This is a genomic window from Tessaracoccus yangjingae, assembly GCF_055326235.1.
Genome location: NZ_JBUZNN010000004.1, coordinates 218,587 through 239,112 on the forward strand (window position 1 = coordinate 218,587; position 20,526 = coordinate 239,112).

Consider the following 20,526-nt stretch of genomic DNA (forward strand, 5'->3'; position numbering starts at 1 on the left):
CGGGCCGGTCGCCGCGCACGCCGCGGCGGCTACAGGATGCCGAGGAACCCGATGATCTCGCGTTCCCAGTGCTCGGCGTGCGAGTCGTTGACGCCGTGCGGGCCGCCGTGGATCACGACGAGCTCGGAGTCCGGGACGAACTCGGCCATCCGGCGGCTCGACTTGTCGATGGGCACGTTGATGTCGCCGTCGCCGTGGATGACCAGGGTGGGCACGTCGATGGCGCGGCAGTCGTCGCGGAGGTCGGTCGCCCAGAGCAGGATGGCCTGGGCCGCGGCATGCGGGTCCGACTGGTGGGCGATCGCCAGAGCAGCCCGCCGGGTGTCCTCGTCCACCTGCAGGCCGCCGTCGGCCGTGCTGTAGAACCAGGTGATGAACTGGTCGAGGAAGCCGTCGCGGTCGGCGGCGCACTGGTCCGCCATCCCGCGGAAGCCGTCGATGGGCATGGCGCCGTCGGGGTTGTCGTCGGTGATGCAGAGCGCGGGGGTGATGGAGCCGGAGAAGACGGCGCCCGCGATGCGCTCGGAGCCGTGGCGGCTGAAGTAGCGGGCCACCTCTCCCCCGCCCATGGAGAACCCGAGGAGCACGGCGCCGCTCAGGTCGAGGTACTCGACGAGGGCCTCGAGGTCGTCGGCCAGCACGTCGTAGTCCACGTGACCAACGGGCTTGTCCGACTGCCCGAAGCCCCGGCGGTCGTAGGTGACCACGCGGTGGCCCGCCTCGATGAAGGCCGGGATGTTGCGGGCGAATGCCTCGCCCGACAGGGGCCACCCGTGCACGAGGACGAGCGGCCGTCCCTCGCCGCCGGTGTCGGTGTAGTGGAGCGTGACGTCATCTGCGGTGGTGAACGTGGGCATCGTCGCCTCCTGGTCTCAGTTGGTCCCTGATCCGAGGCTATCCCGCGGACGGGGCGCCGTCAGAGGTTGTAGCCGATTGCCCGCAGCTGCTCGCGCCCGTCCTCGGTGATCGCCTCGAGCGTCCACGGCGGGAGCCACACCCAGTTGATGGTCACCGAGTTGACCAGGCCGTCGAGGACGTACTTGGTGTCGTACTCGATCTTGTCGGTCAGCGGGCAGGTGGGCGAGGTCAGCGTCATGTCGATCGTCGCGTTGGCGTGCTCGTCGACCTGGACGCCGTAGACCAGCCCGAGGTCGACGACGTTGACCATGAGCTCGGGGTCGACGACGTCCTTCATCGCCTCGAGGACCTCGTCCTCTGTGGGCGCGGCGGTGGCGGGGGCGGGCTGCGAGAGGTCGACGTCGGGCAGCTGGTCCTTGACCAGGTCGCTCGGCCGTTGTTCGGGGGTGTACATGGTGCTCCTAGTGGGGGACGGGGGTATCGCGACGGGTGCCCGGGTGACGCCGGGCGCCCGGCTCAACCGGCGGGCGTGGCTTCCGAGGGCTGGGCCGTGGCTTGGAGGGTGGCGTCGCGCAGCGCGGACCAGCCGAGCAGCGCGCACTTGACGCGGGCTGGGAACTTGGAGACGCCGGCGAACGCGATGGCGTCCTCGAAGATCTCCTCGTCGGGCTCGATGCGCCCCTGGCTCTGCATCATCTCCAGGAACCTGTCGTGCAGGTCCAGCGCCCGGCTGGTGGGGCCGCCGATCAGCAGGTCGGTCATCACCGAGGTGGACGCCTGCGAGATCGAGCAGCCCTGCGCGTCGTAGGAGATGTCGCTGATGGTGGCGCCGTCGAGATGCACGCGGAGGGTGAGCTCGTCGCCGCACGACGGGTTGACGTGGTGGACCTCGACCTCGTAGGGCTCGCGGAGCCCGGCGTGGTGCTTCTCCCGGTAGTGGTCCAGGATGATCGTCTGGTACAGCTCGTCGATGTTCACGATCAGCCTCCGAATCGGGGTGCGAAGTAGTTGCGGGTGAACACGAGCGCATCGGCCAGCGCGTCGATCTCGGCCTGCGTGGTGTACAGGTAGCTCGACGCCCGGGTCGAGCTCTGGTGGCCCAACCGCTTGTGGAGGGGGCGTGCGCAGTGGTGACCGCCGCGGATCGCGACACCGCGGGAGTCCAGGACCTGCATGACGTCGTGGGGGTGGACGCCGGCGATGTTGAACGAGATGGCGCTCCCCCGGTCCACCGCCTCCGCGGGCCCCAGCAGGACCAGGCCGTCGATGCTGGTGAGCTTGGCCAGCGCGTAGGCGGTGATCTCCTGCTCGTGCGCCGCGACGGCGTCCATGCCGATGCCGGTCAGGTAGTCGACGGCGGCGCCCAGCCCGGCGGCCTGGGCGATCGGCGGGGTGCCGGCCTCGAACCGGTGCGGCGGCGGGGCGTAGGTGGAGTGGCTCATCTCCACCACCTCGATCATCTCTCCCCCGCCCATGTAGGGCGGCAGCCCGGCCAGCAGGTCGTAGCGTCCCCAGAGGACACCGATCCCGGTCGGCCCGCACAGCTTGTGCCCGGTGAACGCCACCAGGTCGGCCCCCAGCGCGGCCACGTCCGTGGCCTGATGCGGGACGCCCTGGGACGCGTCGACCACCATGACCGCGCCGACGGCGTGCGCCTGGGCCGCGATGCGCGCGATCGGGTTGCGGGTGCCGAGCACGTTGGAGACCCACGTCAGCGACACCACCTTCGTGCGCTCGTTGATGAGGGCGTCCCGCTCGGCGGCCTCGAGGTCCAGGCGGCCCTCGTCCGTCACGTCGAACCAGCGCAGGGTGGCGCCGCTGCGCTGGCAGGCGAGCTGCCACGGGACGATGTTGGAGTGGTGCTCCATCACGGAGATGACCACCTCGTCGCCCGGCCGGAGCCGCGAGCCCAGGGTGTGCGCCGCGAGGTTGAGCGCCTCGGAGGCGTTCTTGGTGAACACGATCTCCTCGGGCCTGCCGGCCCCGATGAAGCCAGCCACCTTCGACCTCGCGCCCTCGAACGCCTCCGTCGCCTCCGCGCCCAGCAGGTGCATGGCGCGGGCCACGTTGGCGTTGTGCCGCAGGTAGTGCCCGGCGATCGCGTCGACCACCTGGCGAGGCTTCTGCGACGTGTTCGCCGAGTCGAGGTAGACCAGCGGCCACTCCCCCACCCTGCGCTGCAGGATGGGGAAGTCGCCGCGGATCAGGTCGGTGTCGAGCATCAGGCGTTCGCCGCGGCCTTCACGTACGCCTCGTACCCGTTGGCCTCCAGCTGGTCGGCCAGCTCCTTGCCGCCCTCGGCGACGATGCGGCCGTCGACGAACACGTGCACGAAGGTGGGCTCGATGTAGCGCAGGATGCGGGTGTAGTGCGTGATGAGCACCACGGCGCGGTCGCCCTGCGCGGAGTAGCGGTTGACCCCCTCGGAGACGATCTTGAGCGCGTCGATGTCGAGGCCCGAATCGGTCTCGTCGAGGATCGCGGCCTTGGGGTTGAGCAGCTCCAGCTGGGTGATCTCGTGGCGCTTCTTCTCGCCGCCCGAGAAGCCCTCGTTGACCGAACGGCCGGAGAAGGTCTTGTCCAGCTGCATGCGGCCGAGCGCGGCCTCGACGTCCTTGACCCAGGTGCGGACCTTGGGCGCCTCGCCGTCGAGGGCGGTCTTGGCGGTGCGGAGGAAGTTGGCGACGGAGACGCCGGGCACCTCCACCGGGTACTGCATCGCGAGGAAGAGTCCGGCGCGGGCGCGCTCGTCGACCTTCAGCCCGGTGAGCTCGACGCCGTCGAGGGTGACGGAGCCCTGCGTGATGACGTACTTGGGGTGGCCCGCGATGGCGTAGGCCAAGGTGGACTTGCCGGAGCCGTTGGGGCCCATGATGGCGTGGATCTCGCCGGGACGGACGGTGAGGTTGACGCCCTTGAGGATGGGCTTGGGGCCCTCCTCGGTGATGACGTCGACGTGCAGGTCGGTGATGACAAGGGTGGACATGAGTGCTGAGCTCCTGGTTGCTGGGCTGGTCAGTAGGTGGGGGTGGGGGCGTCGACGTCGATCTGGACGTCGTCACCCTCGACGCGGCACGCGAACACCCTCACGGGTGCGGTGGCCGGCAGGTTGAGCGGGCGGCCGGTGGCCAGGTCGAACGTGGACCCGTGCAGGTAGCACTCGATGGTGCCGCCCACGACGTCGCCCTCGCTGAGCGCGACCTGGCCGTGGCTGCACTGGTCCTCGATGGCGTAGACCTCGGTGCCGTGGAGCACGAGCGCCACGGTCAGCTCGTCGTCGACGTCCACCGCGAGCGGCTTGGCCTGATCGAGCTCGACGACGCGGGCGACGGTGACGAAGCTCACTCGTGCGCCTTCGTGGCGGTGCTGCCGTGGACCAGCTCGAGCTCCCGCTCCACCTGGGCCAGCAGGCGCTGCTCGATGGCAGGCACCCCGATGCGACGGATGATGTCGTTGAAGAAGCCGTGGACGATGAGGCGACGCGCCTCGTCCTCGGAGATTCCCCGGCTCATGAGGTAGAACAGCTGGGTGTCGTCGAAGCGGCCGGTGGTGGACGAGTGTCCGGCGCCGGCGATCTCGCCGGTCTCGATCTCGAGGTTCGGCACCGAGTCCGCCTGGCAGCCGTCGGTGAGCACCAGGTTCTTGTTGGACTCGTAGGTCTCGATCTGCAGCGCCACCTTGCGGATGAGCACGTCGCCGATCCAGACCGAGTGCGCGCCCTTGCCCTGGAGCGCGCCGCGGTAGTCGACGTTGCTCTTGGTGTGGGGGGCGTTGTGGTCGACGAACATGCGGTGCTCGACGTGCTGGCCGGCGTTGACGAAGTACAGGCCGAACTGCTCCACCGACCCGCCGGGGCCGGCGAAGCTGGCGCGCTCCGCGATCCGGATGGCCTTGCCGCCCAGCGACGTGTGGATGGTGCGCACGCGCGCGTCGCGGCCCACCTGCACCGAGATCTGCGCGCCGTGCACGGAGTCCTCGGCCCAGTCGTTGACGTAGACCAGGTTGATCTCGGCGCCGTCGGCGACGCGGAAGTCGTACTTGGCCGCGTACTGGGCCGAGCCCTCGAAGTGGAGCACCAGGGTGGCGCGGGAGTGCCGGCCGAAGTCCACGACGAACGACTCGGCGGCGTGAGCGCCGGTGCCGGTGGCGGTGAACACGATGGGCTCGGCGATGACCGCCTCGGCGGGCACGGACATGTAGACCGCCTCGCCGGTGCGCTGCGCGGCGATGGCCGCGACGCGGTCGACGGGGGGCTCGATGGCCCGCTCGCGGGCCTCGGCGGCGGAGATCCGTCGCATCTCGACGCCCTCGGGCAGGTCTCCGGCCCAGTCCAGGCCGCCCAGCACGTCACCCTCCGCAAGGAGGGGGCGCAGCGCCTTGAGGGGCGAGAACCGCCAGATCTCCTCGCGGCCGGTGGGCATGGGGTGCATGGCCACGTCGAAGCTGGGCTCGGGGTGCAGGTGGGACTCGATGGTCTCGATGGCCCCGGCCACGTTGGCCGCGCCGTCGAGTGTGGGCATGGTTGCGGTAGTCACAGCAGCGTTTTCTTTCTGAGGTGGTGGGTGGTGCGGTACGGCGGCGGGCGTCAGCCGACCGCGCCTTCCATCTGCAGTTCGATGAGCCGGTTGAGCTCCAGCGCGTACTCCATGGGCAGCTCGCGGGCGATGGGCTCGACGAAGCCGCGCACGATCATGGCCATGGCCTCGTCCTCCTCCATGCCTCGGCTCATGAGGTAGAACAGCTGATCCTCGGAGACCTTGGAGACCGTGGCCTCGTGCGCCATCGACACGTCGTCCTCGCGGACGTCGACGTAGGGGTAGGTGTCGGAGCGGGAGATGTTGTCCACCAGCAGCGCGTCGCACTTGACCGACGACGCCGAGTGCGAGGCGCCCGGCTCCACCTTCACGAGGCCGCGGTAGGAGGAGCGGCCGCCGCCGCGGGCGACGGACTTGGAGATGATCGAGCTCGACGTGTGCGGGGCGCAGTGCACCATCTTCGAGCCGGCGTCCTGGTGCTGGCCCTCCCCCGCGAAGGCGATGGAGAGCGTCTCACCGCGGGCGTGCTCGCCCATCAGGTAGACGGCCGGGTACTTCATGGTGACCTTGGACCCGATGTTGCCGTCGATCCACTCCATGGTGGCGCCCTCTTCGCAGACGGCCCGCTTGGTCACCAGGTTGTACACGTTGGTGGACCAGTTCTGGATGGTGGTGTAGCGGCAGCGCGCGTTCATCTTCACGATGATCTCCACGACGGCGGAGTGCAGCGAGTCGCTCGAGTAGATCGGGGCGGTGCAGCCCTCGACGTAGTGCACGTAGGCGCCCTCGTCGACGATGATCAGCGTGCGCTCGAACTGCCCCATGTTCTCGGTGTTGATCCGGAAGTAGGCCTGGAGCGGGATGGTGACGTGGACGCCCTTGGGCACGTAGATGAACGAGCCGCCCGACCACACCGCGGTATTGAGCGAGGCGAACTTGTTGTCGCCCACGGGGATGACCGTGCCGAAGTACTCCTTGAAGATCTCCGGGTGCTCCTTGAGGGCCGTGTCCGTGTCGAGGAAGATGACGCCCTGACGCTCGAGCTCCTCGTTGATCTTGTGGTAGACCACCTCGGACTCGTACTGGGCCGCGACCCCCGCCACCAGGCGCGCCTTCTCCGCCTCGGGGATGCCGAGCCGGTCGTAGGTGTTCTTGATGTCGTCGGGCAGGTCGTCCCAGGTCTGCGCCTGCTTCTCGGTGGAGCGGACAAAGTACTTGATGTTGTCGAAGTCGATCCCGCTGAGGTCCGCGCCCCAGGTGGGCATGGGCTTCTTCTCGAAGAGCTTGAGGCCCTTGAGCCGGAGGTCACGCATCCAGTCGGGCTCGCTCTTGAGGCCCGAGATGTTGGTGACCACGGCCTCGTTGAGGCCGCGCGTGGCGGTGGAGCCGGCGGAGTCGCTGTCGTGCCAGCCCCACTGGTACTTGGACAGGGCCTCGATGTGTTCGTCCTGCGTGGCCCCGAGTCCTGGGGCCTGAGGTGCGGTCTGAGTCATATCCGTCGTCACTTTCTCTTCGGGATGGCGGGGGTGGGAAGTCGGTGGGGGACGTGCGTGGTGCACACGCCGTCCCCATGGGCGATGGTGGCGAGCCGCTGGACGTGCGTGCCCAGCAGTTTCGCGAACAGTTGGGTCTCGATCTCGCACAGCTCGGGGAACTCGGTGGCCACGTGCGCGATGGGGCAATGGTGCTGGAGGAGCTGGGTGCCGGAGTGCAGCGGCCTCACCGACGGCGCGTAGCCGTCCACCGCGAGCACCTCGACCAGCAGCTCGACGGCGGGCGCCTCGGGGGCGTTGTCCCGGGCCGCCCGGAACCTCTCCTCGATGCAGGCGACGCGGTCGGTGGCGATCTCGCGGATGGCGCCCGGCCCGGCGGCCACCGCGAGCCGCCTGAGCGCGGCGATGGCGAGATCGTCGTAGGCCTGACGGAACTCCGCGCGCCCGCTGTCGGTGAGCACGAACACCTTGGAGGGCCGCCCCCTGCCGCGGGCGCCGAAGACGCGCTGCTCGCGCGACTCCAGGGTCCCGTCCGCGAGCAGGACCGTCAGGTGGCGGCGGACTGCCGCGGGGGTGAGGTGCAGGCGCTCGGCCAGCTGCTTGGCCGTCTGCGGACCCTCGTTGAGGATGAAGTTGACGACGCGACGGCGCGTCGGGAGGTCGACCGTCTCGACGGAACCCACGCTCACCCTGCACCTCCTCCATTTAACATACGTCAGTCTTTCCAATTCTCCTGCAAGATTCAAGAAAGGCCACCCTAAGTTCACAGGGCGGGACCGCCCGCCGGCCGCTCCATGTCGCGCGGCGCTACAGTGGCCCGGTGTCCGTCCTCGAAGCCCGCGACCTCACGGCCTCCTTCGGCCCCACCAGGGCGCTCGCCGGGCTGACCCTCAGCGCCGACGCCGGGCGGATCACGGCGCTCCTCGGGCCCAACGGCGCGGGCAAGACCACCTTCATCCGGTGTTGCACCGGCCTGGCCCGCCCCGACGGCGGATCGCTGACGCTCTTCGGTGACGCACCGGGCTCACCCGCCGTCCTGCCGCGGATCGGGCTGATGCCGCAGTCGACCGGCGCGTGGTCCGGCATCACGCCGGTCCGCCTCCTGCGCTACCTCTCTCGGCTGTACGCCACCCCCCACCCGGTCGACGCCCTGATCGACCTCCTCGGGATCGGGGCCTTCGCCACCACCCCGTACCGGCGCCTCTCCGGGGGCCAGCAGCAGGCCGTCAACCTCGCCGGCGCCCTCATCGGCCGGCCGGACCTGGTATTCCTCGACGAGCCATCGTCGGGGCTGGACCCCCGGAGCCGCCGGGCCACGTGGGAGGTGGTGGGGCGCGTGCGCGACGCGGGCGTCGCCGTCGTCCTCACCACCCACGACATGCACGAGGCCGAGGCCCTCGCGGACAGCGTCTACATCGTCGACCGCGGCCGCGTGACCGCCGAGGGCAGCGTGGCCGAGCTCACCGTCGACGGCAGCCTCGAGGACGCGTTCCTCCACCACACCACGGGAGACCGGCCGTGACCCTGGACTTCGCCCCCGCAGCGGCTCCCGCACCCTTCGCACGCAGGGTGTGGGCACACGCCACCACCGAGGCGGGGCTCATCCTCCGCAACGGCGAACAGGCGCTCCTCGCGGTGGTGATCCCCATCGCCGTCCTCGTCGGGGGCCGCCTCATGGGCGGTCGGCTGGGGCTCGGCTTCGAGGAGACGGCGCCCTCGGTCCTGGCCCTTGCCATGTGGAGCTCCTGCCTCACCACCCTGGCCATCGCCACCGGGTTCGAGCGCCGCTACAACGTGCTGGAGCGCATGGCCGCCACCCCCCTCGGCAAGCCCGGCATCCTCGTCGGCAAGGGGCTGGGGATCAGCCTGATCACCTGGGGCCAGGTGGCGGTGCTGGCCACGGTGGCCGTCGCGCTCGGCTGGCGGCCCGGGTTCACCGCCCTCTCCGCGGCCGCCGGGCTGGCGACCTCGCTGCTGGCGATGGGCGCGTTCGCCGGCCTGGCGCTCGCGATCTCCGGCGCGCTGCGGCCGGAGGCCACCCTCGCCGTCGCAAACCTGCTGTACCTGGCCGGAATGCCCCTGGGGGTGCTGCTGCCGGTGTCGCGGCTCCCGGACTGGGCGCAGCCGCTGGTCGCCGCGACACCCACGGGCGCGCTCGGGGAGGGCCTCCGCGCCGCAGCGGGCGGTCAGGCCCTAGGCTGGCCCGTACTGGTGACCGCACTGTGGTGTGCGGGCACGCTCGCGCTCGCGTGGAAGGTGTTCAAGTGGACCTCCTGAGGAAGCTCGTCGACGGTGAGCGCGCGCTGCGCACCTGGCTGTGGATCTCGCTCATCTGCAACATGGGCATCATCGTGACCGGCGCCGTCGTGCGCCTCACCGGCTCCGGCCTGGGCTGCCCCACATGGCCGCGGTGCACCGAGGAGTCCTACACGCCGCACGAGGCCTACGGCATCCACGGGGTGATCGAGTTCGGCAACCGGCTCCTCACCTTCGTCCTGATCATCGCCGCGGTGGGAGCCTTCGTCGCCGCCTGGCGCAACCGCGGGATGCGCTCGAAGCTGTGGTGGATCACGCTCGGCGTGGGCCTCGGCATCCCGCTGCAGGCCATCGTGGGCGGGATCACGGTTCTCACCCAGCTGAACCCGTCATGGGTGGCGCCGCACCTGCTCCTCTCCGTGGTGCTCATCGTGGTGTGCGTGTGGGCGCTGGCGGTGGGCTACCGCGTGTCCCCCACCCCGGTGGCGCCCGGGGCCAGGTGGCTGGTCGTGGCCACCTTCGCCGCGTCGATGGTCTCGATCGTCCTCGGCACCGTCGTGACCGGCGCCGGCCCGCACGCCGGGGACGCCTCCGCGCCGCGCAACGGCGCCGACATCGAGTCGGTCGCGCGCATCCACGCCCTCTCGGCGTGGCTCGTCGTGGCGCTGGTAGTGGCCTGCGTGTGGCTGTTCACCCGCACCCGGCAGGCCCGCCCCGCCCGCGCGGCCAGGCTCACCCTGGCCACCGTGGCGCTTCAGGGCCTCATCGGCTACCTGCAGTACTTCCTGGGCCTGCCCGTCGGCATTGTCATCCTGCATATGGTGGGATTGACCGTGCTCACGGCGGCAGCGTCCTGGCTGCTGGTGTCGACGACGAGGAGAGCCAATGCCCACCAACCCGGTGCTGACCACACACCTTCCCTTCACGCTGCCTGACTTCGCGGCCGCCACGCCGGCGCACTACCGCGACGCCATCGAGGCCGGGATGGCGGACCAGCGCGCCGGCCTGGAGCGGCTCCGCGACGACCCGGCGGCACCGACGCTCGCCAACGTCCTCGGCGCCTGGGAGGACTCCGAGGCCAGCCTGCGCAGGGCGTTGAACGCCTTCTTCGCCGTGCACTCCTCGGACGGCTCCCCGGAGCTGGACGCCATCGACGAGGAGATGTCGCCCCGCCTCGCCGAGCACGAGGACGCCATCTACCTGGACCGCGGGCTCTTCGCACGGCTCGAGTCGCTCCGGGCGCGCGTCGACGGCGGGGAGGTCGAGGCCGACGAGCAGGACACGTACGCCCTCGACGAACTCCTGCGCTCCTTCCGGCGCGCCGGCGTGGGGCTGGACGACGAGGCCCAGACCCGCCTGCGGGAGCTCAACCGCCGGCTGGCCGAGCTCTCCACCAGGTTCGAGCAGCTCAACCGGGAGGCCCGCAACGCCGGCGGCATCGCGGTCACCGCGGACGAGCTCGCCGGGCTGTCCGACGAGGAGCGCGCGGCGCTGCGCGTCGACGACGGATTCCGGATCGCGCTGGTCAACACCACGCAGCAGCCCCTCGCCGCGAAGCTCGCGGACCCGGGTGTGCGGCGCCGTCTCCACGAGGCCTCCACCACCCGGGCCCTTCGGGGCGAGTTCGACACCCGCGCCGTCGTCGTGGCCATCGCACGGGCCAGGGCGGAGCGCGCCTCGCTGCTGGGGTACCCGCACCACGCGGCCATCGTCGCCGAGGCGGGGACGGCGAAGAGCACCGACGCCATCCTGGAGATGCTCGTGCCGCTCGCCCAGGCGGCCCTCGCCAAGGCCCGCGCGGAGGGCGCCGAGCTGCGCGCCCGGTACGCGGAGCTCGCGCCCCGTGAGGAGTTCACCGCGGCCGACTGGGCCTACGTCGAGAACATCGTGCGCCGGGAGCGGTTCTCCTTCGACGAGTCCGAGCTGGGCGACCACCTCCAGGTCGACAAGGTGCTGGCGGCGGTCTACGCGGCGGCCACCGAGCTGTACGGGATCACGTTCGAGCCGGTCGGCGGCATGGTCGGGCACGCCCCCGACACCCAGGTGTTCGAGGTGCGCGACGCCGACGGCTCCACGCTCGGGCTGTTCCTCATGGATTTCTGGGCGCGCCCCACCAAGCAGGGCGGCGCCTGGATGAGCAACATCGTGGACCAGTCGCGCCGCGACGCGACCCTCCCCGTCGTCACCAACAACTGCAACTACACGCGCACCACCACCACCATCTCCTGGGACGACGTGATCACCATGTTCCACGAGTTCGGTCACGCCCTGCACGGGCTGCTCGCCGACTCGCGCTACGCGTCCCGCTCGGGGGCCAACACCCAACGCGACTTCGTGGAGTTCCCCAGCCAGGTCAACGAGCACTGGGCGTGGACGCCGGGCCGGGTGCTGCCCGCCGAGTGGGTGTCGCGGCTGGAGGAGGCCAGCCGGTTCGGGCAGGGCTACGCCACGGCGGAGACGGAGCTGGCGTCCCTGCTGGACCTGGCCTGGCACATGACCCCGCTCGACGAGCTGCCCACCTCCCCCGACGAGGTGGAGGCGTTCGAGCGCGCTGCCCTCGAGCGCTGGGGGCTGGTCGACGAGCTGGTGCCGCCGCGCTACCGGTCCCAGTACTTCGCGCACATCTGGGGCGGCGGGTACGCGGCCAGCTACTACGGCTACGCGTGGGCGAAGGTGATGGACGCCGACGCGGTGGCGTGGTTCGAGGAGCAGACGGGGCCGCTCCGCGAGGCGGGCGACCACTTCCGGCGGACCCTGCTCGCTCCCGGCGGCTCGGTGGACCCGATGGAGACCTACCGGCGGTTCCGCGGCCGCGACCCGCAGCTCGCGCCGCTCCTGGACCGGCTCGGCCTCTCCATCGACCGGTGAAGGGGGCGGACATGGACGTCAAGCAGATCCTGCTCACCTACCTGCGCGGCTCACGCGAGGGCCTCCTCTGGAAGGCCGAGGGCCTGAGCGAGCGCGAGCTGCGGCTCCCCCGCACCGTGACCGGCACCAACCTCCTGGGCCTCATCAAGCACTGCGCGTACGTGGAGCACGGGTACGTCGTCACCTGCTTCGGCCGGACGTCGCCGCTCAGCATCCCCGACCTCGACTACGACGCCGACCCCAACGCGGACTTCTACGCCACCGCCGAGGAGTCGGCCGCCGGGATCATCGGGCTCTACCGGGAGGTGGGCGTCGTCGTCGATCAGGCGGTCGAGGAGATGACCCTCGACACCCCTGGCCACGTCGCCTGGTGGGGCGAGCGCGGCGACACGACGCTGGGGAGGGTGCTGGTCCACGTGCTGACGGACGTCACGCGCCACGCGGGACACGCGGACATCCTCCGCGAGGGGATCGACGGCACGGCGGGGCTCAGCGCGGTCAACGGCAACCTGTGGGAGCCCGCCGACGGCTGGGCCGCCCACAGCGCGATGCTCACCAGGCTCGCCGACGGCGCCTGAGGGAACCTCCCACCGGCGCAACCCGGAGGCTCAGTGGGTCACAGGGATGGGCTCGTCCGCGTTCTCCGGCCTGCGCAGGAACAGCCCCGCGACCACGGCGGCCGTCCAGATGGCCCCAGCCGCCCGGAACGCCCAGCGCGCCCCCGCCAACATGGCCTCTGCCTCCGATCCCGCCGTCGCGGCGGCCGCGGCCGACTGGGTGGCGAAGATCGTGACAAAGACGGCGGTGCCGGCCGCGCCCGCAACCTGCTGGACCGTGCCCACGACGGCCGAGCCGTGCGAGTACAGGGGGCGCGGCAGTGACCCCAGCGCCACCGTGAACAGGGGCGTGAACATCGAGGCGAAGCCCACACTCATCATCACGTGCCCGAGCGTGACCGCCCACCACGGCGTGGCCAGGCTGATGGTGGAGAAGAAGACGAACACGCCCATCACGACGATGCTCGCGGGCACCACCAGCGCCCTGGGCCCCACCCGGTCGTACAGGCGGCCCACCACGGGCGAGAGCAGCCCCATGGCCACGCCGCCCGGCAACAGCATCAGGCCCACCTGGAGCGGCTCGAGCCCGAACGCCCGCTGAAGCAGCAGCGGCAGCATGATGACGGTGCCGAACAGCGCCATCATGGAGATCGACATCATCACCACGGCCACGGTGAAGGTGGGGAACGTGAACGTGCGGAGGTCCAGCAGCGCCGCCTCCCGCCGCTGCAGCGCCGACTGCCGCGCCACGAACGCGGCGAGCCCGCCGATGCCGACCCCGATGGACAGCAGCGGCACCCAGAACTCCACGTCCTCCGCACCCACCGTGCTCAGCCCGTAGACCAGCGGGCCGAACCCCAGCAGCGTCAGCGGAACCGAGACCAGGTCCAGCGGAGTGTCCTTGCTCTCGCCGACGTCGGCGAGCCTCTGGTAGCCGAGCCACAGCATGAGCAGGGCGATGGGGAGCATCACCCAGAAGATCGCCCGCCACGAGGCCACCTGGAGGATGAGGCCCGACAGGGTGGGGCCGACGGCGGGCGCCACCGAGATCACCATGGAGATGTTGCCCATCACCCGCCCCCGGTGCTCCCGCGCGACCAGTTGCATGACGGTGGTCATCAGCAGCGGCAGCATGATCGCCGTGCCGGTGGCCTGGACCACCCGGCCGAGCACCAGGAGCGGGAAGCTCGGGGCCACCGCGCAGGCGAGCGTCCCCAGGCTGAACAGCGACAGGGCCAGCACGAACAGCCGCCGCGTGGAGAGCCTGTCGATGAGCCACCCGGTCACCGGGATGACCACGGCCATCGTGAGCATGAACCCGGTGGTCAGCCACTGCGCGGTGCGCTCCGTGACGCCGAGGTCGGCCATGATGCTGCTCAGCGCGACGTTCATCGTCGTCTCGTTGAGGATGACGACGAAGGCGGCCACCAGCAGGATGGGGATCACCCCCCGTTGGGCACTGCGGGGCATATCGGTGGGCATCTGGTGTCCCTTCGTGGAGGTCGGTCCGTGGCGCCACCGCTCCGCGGGGCGCGTTACCGGCGGTAGCGCAGTGGGTTGGGCCGACCCGGCGCCTCGTCCCCGATCGCCAGACCCGGGGCGATGAGCCCGCGGTCGCGGAGATCGAGCAGCGCGGTGACCACCCGATCACGCAGCGTAGCCGGTGCGATCGTGTTGAGGTAGATCTTGGTGGCGCCCTCGAAGCCCGCGAGCGTGGAGATCCGCCACTTCAGCAACACCCGCCAGGGCATGGGGAGGGTCACGTCGATGGGGCGGTAGTGCCATTCCTCGTTGCAGGGGACGGCCGGCCCCGTGGCGGCATGCATCGCGTGGATCATGTCCGACATGCCGCGCACCTCGTCGTCGCGCAGCTCCCACGGGTCCGAGGTCTCGCTGGTGCAGTGGATCTCGATGGTGGGATACCGATGGCCGAAGCCCGCGAACGCGACGGCGTACTCGCTCTCCGCGATCACGAGGTTGCGGCGCGCCGCGTAGTTGGGCCCCGCCTCGTTGAAGAGGTTGGGGTTGCCCCTCAGCCGCGCGAGGGTGGCCTCGTGCTGCGCGCCGCGCTCGTCGATAGTGACCAGCTGCTTGTGGAGGTGGTCGAAGGAGGCGCCGGCCGGCTTGAGCCAGTTCTGGAAGACGGCCACGTAGCGCGCGTAGCGGTTGATGTCGTAGGCCATCGCCGTCGATTCAATGGTGTAGGACACGAACCGCTCGTGCTCGTCGACGGTGAGGGTGCCCGAGGAGGCCAGCTGGGAGTCGTCGGTGGCGCCGTCGACGAAGTGCCGCCGGGCCACGATGAGGTCGTGGCCGCCGCCGAAGAACCCCGAGGCCCGGGCGATGCGCTCGTCCTCAGGGAGGTCGGCGATCTGATCCGGGCTCATGCCGGAGGCCCGCAGCTTGGACCCGATCACCGCCAGCACGTGCGCCCGCCCCTGCGGCGAGCCGAGGTAGGCGTCGCGGCGGACCCTCACCCGCTCGGGCAGCTCGAAGCCGTAGTTCTGGTGCCAGTAGTCGAAGCTGAGGATCTCGAACAGGTTCGGGACCCGCCGGAACTCGGCGACGGTGGCGAACAGCTCCTCGGCGGGGTTGCGGTAGATCGTGTCCCAGCCGCCGCCGCTGCGCACCACCCGCGACTTCTCCGGCGGCGTCTCGAGGTAGCGGGCCTCGCAGAAGGGGCAGTGCCTCCCGGATCGGTGGGGATCGAGGGGGGCCGGCTCCCGGGCGGCGAGCCCGAGCGGGCGGTTCGCCCTGCCCGCCACGGTCCACACCTCGGTGCCCGTCAGCGGGTTGATCTGCTTGACGGTGCCGTCGCGCAGCACGCTGACGTAGTCGGGCTCGCGCGCGAAGGGCTGCATCCCCCGACGATAGTGCGCCTGGTTGCCGTGGGGCAGGGAAGGCTAGAAGAGCAGTGGGTCGATGGCCACGGCCAGGAACAGCAGCGCCAGATAGGTGTTGCTCCAGTGGAACAGCCGCATCGCCTTGAGCTGCGGTCCGTCGGCGCCTGCCCGGGCGCGCCGCCACAGCGCGACGGCCTCGGCGATGAACACCGCACCGAGCAGCCCTGCGACGATCGGGTAGAGCGGGCCGGTCGGGGTCACCGGCCACAGCAGCAGCGAGACGGCCACCGTGGCGAGGGTGTACCAGAAGATCTGCGCCGCCACCCGTGGCGGCGTGGAGACCACCGGCAGCATCGGCACCCCGGCGGCCGCGTAGTCGTCGCGGTACCGGAAGGCCAGCGCCCACGTGTGCGGCGGGGTCCACAGGAACACGACGGCGAACAGGATGAGCGGCGGCCACGCGATGCTTCCCGTCACCGCGGTCCAGCCGATGAGCGGCGGGAAGCAGCCCGCGATGCCGCCCCACACGATGTTCTGCCAGGTGCGCCGTTTGAGCCACATGGTGTAGACGAACACGTAGAACGCGTTGGCCACCAATGCCAGGGCAGCCGAGAGCCAGTTCGCGCCGAACCCCAGCACGAGGGTGGCGAGGAGGCCGAGCACCGCGCCGAAGATCAGCGCGTTGCGGGTGGAGACCTGGTGCCGCGGGACGGGGCGGCGGCGGGTGCGGCGCATCACCTCGTCGATGTCGGCGTCGATCACGCAGTTGAAGGTGTTGGCCGACGCGGCGGCGAACAGCCCGCCGATCATGGTGTAGACGATCAGCCCCCACGGGGGCAGGCCGCCCGCGGCGAGGAACATGGCGGGGGCGGTGGTGACCAGGAGCAGCTCGATGATCCGCGGCTTCGTCAGCGCCACATAGGCCTTGACGATGTCCCAGAACCGGGCCCCCGAGGACGCCGCAACACTGCCGACGGCCACACGCACCCCATTCCTCCAGAATCGCTCCGGGCAGTCTATCGCGCCCCCGGAGAGCTCCCAAAGCGCGCGGCGGGATCCGTTCCCCCGACGGCCCGGCCGGGATAGGGTTGGCGACGATGAACAGCTACGAGAACCCGCTGCGCGACCCGCAGGACCGTCGGCTCCCCCGCATCGCCGGGCCGTGCGTCCTCGTCATCTTCGGAGTGACGGGGGACCTGTCCCGCAAGAAGCTGATGCCCGCCGTCTACGATCTGGCCAACCGCGGCATGCTGCCCCCCGGCTTCGGGCTGGTGGGTTTCGCGCGCCGGGACTGGGCCGATCAGGACTTCGCCCAGGTGGTCCACGACGCCGTCAAGGAGAACGCGCGCACCCCGTTCCGGGAGGAGGTGTGGGAGCAGCTGCTCGAGGGCATCCGGTTCGTGCCGGGCACCTTCGACGACGACGACTCGTTCGACCGCCTCCGTGCCACCATCCAGGAGCTGGACACCGCCCGCGGCACCGGCGGCAACCACGCCTTCTACCTCTCCATCCCGCCGTCGAGCTTCGAGCAGGTGATGACCCAGCTGCGGCGCCACGGCATGACGGAGCGCTCGGAGGGCAACTGGAACCGGGTTGTCATCGAGAAGCCGTTCGGCCACAACCTGGCCTCCGCCAGGGAGCTCAACGACGTGGTCTCCGTGCTGTTCCAGCCCCACGAGGTGTTCCGCATCGACCACTACCTGGGGAAGGAGACGGTGCAGAACATGCTGGCGCTGCGCTTCGCGAACCAGATGTTCGAGCCCATCTGGAACAACCACTACGTGAGCCACGTCGAGATCACGATGGCCGAGGACATCGGCATCGGGGGCCGTGCCGGCTACTTCGACGGGATCGGCATCGCCCGAGACGTCATCCAGAACCACCTGCTGCAGCTGCTCGCGCTCACCGCGATGGAGGAGCCCACCTCCTTCGAGGCGGGCCAGCTGCGCACCGAGAAGCAGAAGGTGCTGGCGGCGGCCCGCGTGCCCACCCGATACGACCTGCACACCGCCCGCGGGCAGTACGCCGCCGGATGGCAGGGCGGCCGGCCCGTCATCGGCTACCTGCAGGAGGACGGCGTCCCTGAGGGCTCGAAGACCGAGACCTACGCCGCGATGCGGGTGGACATCGACAACCGTCGCTGGGCCGGGGTGCCCTTCTACCTCCGCTCCGCCAAGCGGATGCCCCGGCGGGTGACCGAGGTGGCGCTCAGCTTCAAGCGCGCCCCGCACCTGCCGTTCACCGCCACCGACACCGAGGAGCTCGGCACCAACGCGCTCGTCATGCGGATCCAGCCCGACGAGGGGGTGACCCTCCGCTTCGGCGCGAAGGTCCCCGGCACGCAGATGGAGATCCGTGAGGTGTCCATGGACTTCGGCTACGGCGGGTCCTTCACCGAGTCCTCGCCCGAGGCGTACGAACGCCTCATCCTCGACGTCCTCCTCGGCGACCCGCCGCTGTTCCCGCAGCAGGAGGAGGTGGAGCTCAGCTGGCGGATCCTGGACCCGGTCATCGAGTACTGGGCCTCCGTCGAGGATCAGCCTCAGCAGTACGCGTCCGGTACGTGGGGCCCGACGTCGGCCCACGACATGCTGGCCCGCGACGGCTTCAACTGGCGTAGGCCCTAAGGAGCTCCCCATGATCATCGAACTGACCGCCACCTCCTCGCGCGACGTGGCCGCCGCGCTCCTCAACGCCAAGCGGACGGCTGGGGCGAGTGGGCTCGTCCTCACCCTCCTGATCGTCACCACCGACGAGCGCTTCGACGACGTGCTCGAGGCGGCGAAGACCTCGGCCACGGCGCATCCCTCCCGTGTCATCGTCGTCACCTACGTCGACTCCGACGAGGCGCGCCTCGACGCGACGATCGAGGTGGGTGAGGGGCTGCCCGGTGACCTCATCGTGCTGCGGCTCCACGGGGAGCTGCGCCACCACGGGGACTCGATCTGCCTCCCCCTGCTTCTGCCGGACTCCCCCACCATCGTGTGGTGGCCGCACGAGGCGCCGGACAACCTCGCCGAGGATCCCATCGGCAGCCTGGCCGACCGCCGGATCACCGACGCCGCCGGCTGCCCCGATCCGCAGGACGCCCTCCTCCGGCGGGCACGGAACCACGCCCCGGGCGACACCGACCTCACCTGGACGCGGCTGACGCGCTGGCGCGCGCTGCTGGCCGCGGCCATGGATCAGACGCAGGCGCAGGTCACCGGCGCGGTGGTCACCTCGGCCCCGGACAACGCCCCGGCCACCCTGCTGGCCGCATGGCTGAGCGACCGCCTCGGCGTGAGCGTGTCGCGGCTCGACGGCGACCTCCCCGGCGTCAACGAGGTCCGCCTCACCACCACGGAGGGCGACATCACGGTGCGCCGCGTGGCGGAGGGCACCGCGCAGTACCAGGTGCCGCACCAGCCTCAGCGCACCGTCGCCCTGCGCCGGCGGCCGCTGACGGACCTGCTGACGGAGGAACTGCAGCGCATGGACGCCGACGACATCTTCGAGTCGGCCACGACGCGGCTGGTCGCCGACGCCGGGGAGCGCTGACGTGTTCACCCGGGTTGTCCGGATGCCTGAGGCCGACGAGGTGAGCAACCTGGTCGCCCAGCGGCTGCTGGACCGCCTGATCGAACTCCAGGACGTGCAGCCCATCGTCCACGTGTGCCTGACCGGCGGCAACGCGGCTAACGCCATGTACGAACGGTTCGCGCAGCTCGCGGAGGGCTCGGACCTCGACGCGTCCAAGCTGCAGCTGTGGTGGGGCGACGAGCGGTTCGTGCCCGCCACGGACCCGGACCGCAACTCCCTGCAGGCGGTGTCGCGGCTGGCCCGCACGGTGGCCATCAAGTCCGCCGACATCCACATGATGGCCGCCGCGGACGGGCGCAAGGACTCACACGAGTGCGCCGCCGAGTACGAGGCCGAGCTGGGCGAGACCCACTTCGACATCATGCTGCTGGGCGTGGGAGAGGACGGCCACACCGCCTCGATCTTCCCGAACCATCCGAGCTTCGACCCCACCACGCGCAGCGTCATCGGGGTCACCGACGCCCCGAAGGCCCCTGCGGACCGGATCACGTTGACCATCCCGGCGCTGAACCGGGCGGACGAGACCTGGGTGATCGCCACCGGCGAGGCGAAGGCCGACGCCGTGGCCAGGGCCCTGGGTGGGGACCTGAGCCTCCCGGCGGCCCACGTCCACGGCGACGTGTCCACCCTGTGGTATCTCGATGACGCGGCGGCGGGTGGGCTGCCCGCGCAGTACGTGTGCCCGTTCTGAGGCGGGCATGGAAAAGCCGGCGCGAGGAGTGATCCTCGCGCCGGCTGTCCGACTCAGTAGATGATCTCGCCCGAGGCGCGGCGCGCCCTGAGCGAGCTGACCGCCTCTTCGAGGATCTGGGCCGCCTCCGCGTCGGTGCGGCGCTCCTTGACGTACGCGAGGTGCGTCTTGTACGGCGTGATCTTCGGGGGCGGAGGGGGGTTCTCGGAGTCCGTGTTGGCCGGGAGCCCGCAGCGGGGGCAGTCCCACGACTCGGGGATCTGCGCGTCGATCGCGAACGCGGGACTGGTCACATGCCCACTGGCGCAGAAGTACGAGACGTGGAGCCTGGGCGCGGTGTCCCCGCGCTCAGCCTCTCCCATGGGTCCGGCGCCGACACGGCTGCCGCGAATGGCGTTGCCACCTGCCACTTGTATTTCTCCTTGAGCTCAGTGATGAAGGGTCGTGCCGGTTCAGGCGCCGATGCGGTACAGCACCAGCAGCCCGATGATGGTCAGAAGCCAGGCCAGCGACAGCACGACTGTGATGCGGTCCAGCCTTCGTTCGGCCGTCGACGCCCCGCCCATGGAGGTCGACATTCCGCCGCCGAAAAGATCCGACATTCCGCCGCCACGGCTCTTGTGGAGGAGGACGGTGGCCGCGAGGAGAACGCTGAGCACAATCGCGATGATTGAGAGCGTCGTCACCGGCCAGGACACGAGGGGGACAATCACGCGCTAAAGACTATCCGACGACGTCGAGGAATCCACATTCGCCCCTCCCCTGTCCGGGTCCCGGCCCCCGACGTGGGGGAGCGGGGGAGGAAAAAAAGGGGGTGGGTCAGCGCTAAAGCGAGAGGCACAA

The 20,526-nt window shown here is 70.5% G+C and carries 22 protein-coding genes; 8 read left to right on the forward strand and 14 right to left on the reverse strand.

The genetic code is table 11. From position 1 onward, the window contains the following. Positions 1-29: 29 nt before the first annotated feature. The 9 genes from ACZK5D_RS08175 to ACZK5D_RS08215 form a co-directional block, all read right to left on the reverse strand. Entirely contained in the window at positions 30-857 is an 828-nt protein-coding gene (locus ACZK5D_RS08175; protein ID WP_463664913.1) for an alpha/beta fold hydrolase, read from the reverse strand. Between the two features lie 59 nt (positions 858-916). Beyond that, on the reverse strand, positions 917-1,312 hold the full coding sequence (locus ACZK5D_RS08180; RefSeq protein WP_458994283.1) for a metal-sulfur cluster assembly factor: 396 nt from the start codon (positions 1,310-1,312) through the stop codon (positions 917-919). Between the two features lie 62 nt (positions 1,313-1,374). Next, positions 1,375-1,836, reverse strand: a complete 462-nt coding sequence (sufU, locus tag ACZK5D_RS08185) for a Fe-S cluster assembly sulfur transfer protein SufU (RefSeq protein WP_463664914.1) — start codon at positions 1,834-1,836, stop codon at positions 1,375-1,377. Between the two features lie 2 nt (positions 1,837-1,838). After that, on the reverse strand, positions 1,839-3,083 hold the full coding sequence (locus ACZK5D_RS08190; protein WP_463665000.1) for a cysteine desulfurase: 1,245 nt from the start codon (positions 3,081-3,083) through the stop codon (positions 1,839-1,841). After that, positions 3,080-3,844, reverse strand: coding sequence for a Fe-S cluster assembly ATPase SufC (gene sufC / locus ACZK5D_RS08195; RefSeq protein ID WP_458994285.1), 765 nt, complete (start codon positions 3,842-3,844; stop codon positions 3,080-3,082). The genes ACZK5D_RS08190 and sufC overlap by 4 nt, the downstream gene beginning before the upstream one ends. Before the next feature lie 29 nt (positions 3,845-3,873). Beyond that, a complete protein-coding gene (locus tag ACZK5D_RS08200) occupies positions 3,874-4,203 on the reverse strand; it encodes a Rieske (2Fe-2S) protein (RefSeq protein ID WP_458994286.1) in 330 nt (109 codons plus the stop codon). Continuing rightward, on the reverse strand, positions 4,200-5,378 hold the full coding sequence (gene sufD, locus ACZK5D_RS08205; protein WP_463665001.1) for a Fe-S cluster assembly protein SufD: 1,179 nt from the start codon (positions 5,376-5,378) through the stop codon (positions 4,200-4,202). The genes ACZK5D_RS08200 and sufD overlap by 4 nt, the downstream gene beginning before the upstream one ends. A gap of 65 nt (positions 5,379-5,443) precedes the next feature. Next, the gene (sufB, locus tag ACZK5D_RS08210; RefSeq protein WP_463664915.1) at positions 5,444-6,886 is read right to left on the reverse strand and encodes a Fe-S cluster assembly protein SufB; all 1,443 of its coding nucleotides are present in this window, start codon (positions 6,884-6,886) and stop codon (positions 5,444-5,446) included. A gap of 8 nt (positions 6,887-6,894) precedes the next feature. Continuing rightward, entirely contained in the window at positions 6,895-7,575 is a 681-nt protein-coding gene (locus ACZK5D_RS08215) for a helix-turn-helix transcriptional regulator (RefSeq protein ID WP_463664916.1), read from the reverse strand. Between the two features lie 131 nt (positions 7,576-7,706). Here ACZK5D_RS08215 and ACZK5D_RS08220 point away from each other — a divergent pair, with 131 nt between their 5' ends. Genes ACZK5D_RS08220 through ACZK5D_RS08240 form a run of 5 tightly spaced genes read left to right on the forward strand, consistent with a single transcriptional unit; the run spans position 7,707 to position 12,588 of the window. Continuing rightward, entirely contained in the window at positions 7,707-8,408 is a 702-nt protein-coding gene (locus ACZK5D_RS08220; protein ID WP_458994289.1) for an ABC transporter ATP-binding protein, read from the forward strand. Further along, complete coding sequence (locus ACZK5D_RS08225; protein WP_463664917.1) at positions 8,405-9,163, forward strand: ABC transporter permease; 759 nt, start codon at positions 8,405-8,407, stop codon at positions 9,161-9,163. The genes ACZK5D_RS08220 and ACZK5D_RS08225 overlap by 4 nt, the downstream gene beginning before the upstream one ends. Then, positions 9,151-10,077, forward strand: a complete 927-nt coding sequence (locus ACZK5D_RS08230) for a COX15/CtaA family protein (RefSeq protein ID WP_463664918.1) — start codon at positions 9,151-9,153, stop codon at positions 10,075-10,077. Before ACZK5D_RS08225 ends, ACZK5D_RS08230 begins: the two co-directional genes overlap by 13 nt. Continuing rightward, positions 10,028-12,010 (forward strand): M3 family metallopeptidase, encoded by a 1,983-nt coding sequence (locus ACZK5D_RS08235; RefSeq protein ID WP_463664919.1) that lies wholly within the window; start codon positions 10,028-10,030, stop codon positions 12,008-12,010. Before ACZK5D_RS08230 ends, ACZK5D_RS08235 begins: the two co-directional genes overlap by 50 nt. 11 nt (positions 12,011-12,021) lie before the next feature. After that, a complete protein-coding gene (locus ACZK5D_RS08240; protein ID WP_458994293.1) occupies positions 12,022-12,588 on the forward strand; it encodes a DinB family protein in 567 nt (188 codons plus the stop codon). 30 nt (positions 12,589-12,618) lie between these two features. Here the strand turns inward: ACZK5D_RS08240 and ACZK5D_RS08245 are convergent, their stop codons facing one another. Genes ACZK5D_RS08245 through ACZK5D_RS08255 form a run of 3 tightly spaced genes read right to left on the reverse strand, consistent with a single transcriptional unit; the run spans position 12,619 to position 16,391 of the window. Continuing rightward, on the reverse strand, positions 12,619-14,049 hold the full coding sequence (locus ACZK5D_RS08245) for an MDR family MFS transporter (protein WP_458994294.1): 1,431 nt from the start codon (positions 14,047-14,049) through the stop codon (positions 12,619-12,621). Between the two features lie 53 nt (positions 14,050-14,102). Further along, positions 14,103-15,428 (reverse strand): DUF4921 family protein, encoded by a 1,326-nt coding sequence (locus ACZK5D_RS08250; protein WP_458994295.1) that lies wholly within the window; start codon positions 15,426-15,428, stop codon positions 14,103-14,105. A 42-nt stretch (positions 15,429-15,470) separates the two neighbouring features. Next, entirely contained in the window at positions 15,471-16,391 is a 921-nt protein-coding gene (locus tag ACZK5D_RS08255) for a heme o synthase (protein ID WP_463664920.1), read from the reverse strand. A 116-nt stretch (positions 16,392-16,507) separates the two neighbouring features. Between ACZK5D_RS08255 and zwf the strand changes: the two genes are divergently transcribed. Genes zwf through pgl form a run of 3 tightly spaced genes read left to right on the forward strand, consistent with a single transcriptional unit; the run spans position 16,508 to position 19,683 of the window. Beyond that, positions 16,508-18,037 (forward strand): glucose-6-phosphate dehydrogenase, encoded by a 1,530-nt coding sequence (zwf, locus tag ACZK5D_RS08260; RefSeq protein WP_463664921.1) that lies wholly within the window; start codon positions 16,508-16,510, stop codon positions 18,035-18,037. A gap of 10 nt (positions 18,038-18,047) precedes the next feature. Next, a complete protein-coding gene (locus ACZK5D_RS08265) occupies positions 18,048-18,950 on the forward strand; it encodes a glucose-6-phosphate dehydrogenase assembly protein OpcA (protein ID WP_463664922.1) in 903 nt (300 codons plus the stop codon). Position 18,951: 1 nt separating this feature from the next. Beyond that, the gene (gene pgl / locus ACZK5D_RS08270; RefSeq protein WP_463664923.1) at positions 18,952-19,683 is read left to right on the forward strand and encodes a 6-phosphogluconolactonase; all 732 of its coding nucleotides are present in this window, start codon (positions 18,952-18,954) and stop codon (positions 19,681-19,683) included. Between the two features lie 53 nt (positions 19,684-19,736). Here pgl and ACZK5D_RS08275 read toward each other — a convergent pair whose 3' ends face one another. Together ACZK5D_RS08275 and secG are read right to left on the reverse strand one after the other, a co-directional pair. Next, complete coding sequence (locus tag ACZK5D_RS08275) at positions 19,737-20,093, reverse strand: RNA polymerase-binding protein RbpA (RefSeq protein WP_458994300.1); 357 nt, start codon at positions 20,091-20,093, stop codon at positions 19,737-19,739. 42 nt (positions 20,094-20,135) lie between these two features. Beyond that, entirely contained in the window at positions 20,136-20,396 is a 261-nt protein-coding gene (secG, locus tag ACZK5D_RS08280) for a preprotein translocase subunit SecG (RefSeq protein ID WP_458994301.1), read from the reverse strand. Between the last annotated feature and the right edge of the window lie 130 nt (positions 20,397-20,526).

What these genes read in the sequence shown, in the direction of transcription:
- ACZK5D_RS08175 (WP_463664913.1), bottom strand. Translation starts at nt 857, where the DNA reads ATGCCCACGTTCACCACCGCAGATGACGTCACGCTCCACTACACCGAC.
- ACZK5D_RS08180 (WP_458994283.1), bottom strand. Translation starts at nt 1,312, where the DNA reads ATGTACACCCCCGAACAACGGCCGAGCGACCTGGTCAAGGACCAGCTG.
- sufC (WP_458994285.1), bottom strand. Translation starts at nt 3,844, where the DNA reads ATGTCCACCCTTGTCATCACCGACCTGCACGTCGACGTCATCACCGAG.
- sufD (WP_463665001.1), bottom strand. Translation starts at nt 5,378, where the DNA reads ATGCCCACACTCGACGGCGCGGCCAACGTGGCCGGGGCCATCGAGACC.
- sufB (WP_463664915.1), bottom strand. Translation starts at nt 6,886, where the DNA reads ATGACTCAGACCGCACCTCAGGCCCCAGGACTCGGGGCCACGCAGGAC.
- ACZK5D_RS08235 (WP_463664919.1), top strand. Translation starts at nt 10,028, where the DNA reads ATGCCCACCAACCCGGTGCTGACCACACACCTTCCCTTCACGCTGCCT.
- ACZK5D_RS08240 (WP_458994293.1), top strand. Translation starts at nt 12,022, where the DNA reads ATGGACGTCAAGCAGATCCTGCTCACCTACCTGCGCGGCTCACGCGAG.
- ACZK5D_RS08245 (WP_458994294.1), bottom strand. Translation starts at nt 14,049, where the DNA reads ATGCCCACCGATATGCCCCGCAGTGCCCAACGGGGGGTGATCCCCATC.
- ACZK5D_RS08250 (WP_458994295.1), bottom strand. Translation starts at nt 15,428, where the DNA reads ATGCAGCCCTTCGCGCGCGAGCCCGACTACGTCAGCGTGCTGCGCGAC.
- zwf (WP_463664921.1), top strand. Translation starts at nt 16,508, where the DNA reads ATGAACAGCTACGAGAACCCGCTGCGCGACCCGCAGGACCGTCGGCTC.
- ACZK5D_RS08265 (WP_463664922.1), top strand. Translation starts at nt 18,048, where the DNA reads ATGATCATCGAACTGACCGCCACCTCCTCGCGCGACGTGGCCGCCGCG.